General features: G+C 38.6%; 1 rRNA gene. It reads left to right on the plus strand.

The features are described from left to right. Nucleotides 1–467 precede the first annotated feature (467 nt). Nucleotides 468–621, plus strand: a 16S ribosomal RNA gene (locus tag BOQ62_RS04505); the annotation flags it as partial.

Here is a 621-nt window from a genome sequence, read left to right on the forward strand (position 1 = left end):
AACATTTATGTTAAATAAAGTTGTTTTGCTTAGTAATAAGTTGTTATCTTTGCCCCACTGAAAAACGAGAGCTATTCAGTAGCGCAGAAGGGCCTTTAGATAGGCAAAAACATTATATACTTCAAAAAGAGACGGACGAAAAGAAACTTAAAATTTTTTCAAGAAAAAGTTGCCAGTTAGAAAAGAGTTTGTATCTTTGCAGTCCCAATTACAGGGAGCGCAGAAGTAGGAGATCAGGTGATGAGAAAAGAGATTAAGGTTACTTAAAAAACTTTAAAATTTTCTTTGAAAACATTTGGTCATTAAGAAATAAAGTTTTACTTTTGCACTCGCAAATACGGAGCGACACTGACAGAGAGATTGCTACGTTACAAAGCGAAAGAAGAAAAGATCATTGACATACAATATAACAACCAAGTAAGGAAAAACTAAAGCGTTAAAAAACTTTGAGTGAGTCAGACAAACATACAATGGAGAGTTTGATCCTGGCTCAGGATGAACGCTAGCGGGAGGCCTAACACATGCAAGCCGAGCGGTAGAGATCTTTCGGGATCTTGAGAGCGGCGTACGGGTGCGGAACACGTGTGCAACCTGCCTTTATCTGGGGGATAGCCTTTCGAA

It is taken from the genome of Chryseobacterium sp. CH21 (genome assembly GCF_004119445.1).
In the GTDB taxonomy this organism is placed as follows: Bacteria; Bacteroidota; Bacteroidia; order Flavobacteriales; family Weeksellaceae; genus Chryseobacterium.